The following is a 377-nucleotide window of genomic DNA, read 5'->3' as shown; positions in this document are numbered from 1 at the left end:
CGCCCCACCGGCGAATGCCGGGTGAGAAGGTTGAAAATATCCAACGGAATACCCACCAGTGGGAACGCAATCGTATTGACAACACGCAGATAAATCGGCACCAGGCTTAAGATGAGGATAAGCCCAGATACGGCAATAAACGTGACAGTCACAATGCCGGCAATTGCCACTCCTGTCACACGGTTGAATAGTGTCAGCGCCAGCGAGCCCAAAACAACACCCAAAAGACCTACCACCGCCGCGAAAACCGCAATGGATGAAATAAGGTCAACGGCCCGAATCGTATGCGAGATACTTGCCACCGTGACAATCAACAGGGCAGCAGACAAAATCAACACAGCCCACACGATGATGGGAGTAGCCGCGACGACCGCGGC

At 53.6% G+C, this 377-nt stretch carries 1 protein-coding gene; it reads right to left on the bottom strand.

The features are described 5' to 3' along the window. On the bottom strand, window positions 1–377 hold a 377-nt coding region (locus tag QP990_RS12165; RefSeq protein ID WP_284799426.1), incomplete at both ends, for a hypothetical protein.

The organism is Corynebacterium sp. MSK071, from assembly GCF_030232125.1.
Lineage (GTDB): Bacteria > Actinomycetota > Actinomycetes > Mycobacteriales > Mycobacteriaceae > Corynebacterium > Corynebacterium kefirresidentii.
Note: the sequence above shows the minus strand (reverse complement) of the source record. Positions and strands in the feature narration are given on the sequence as shown.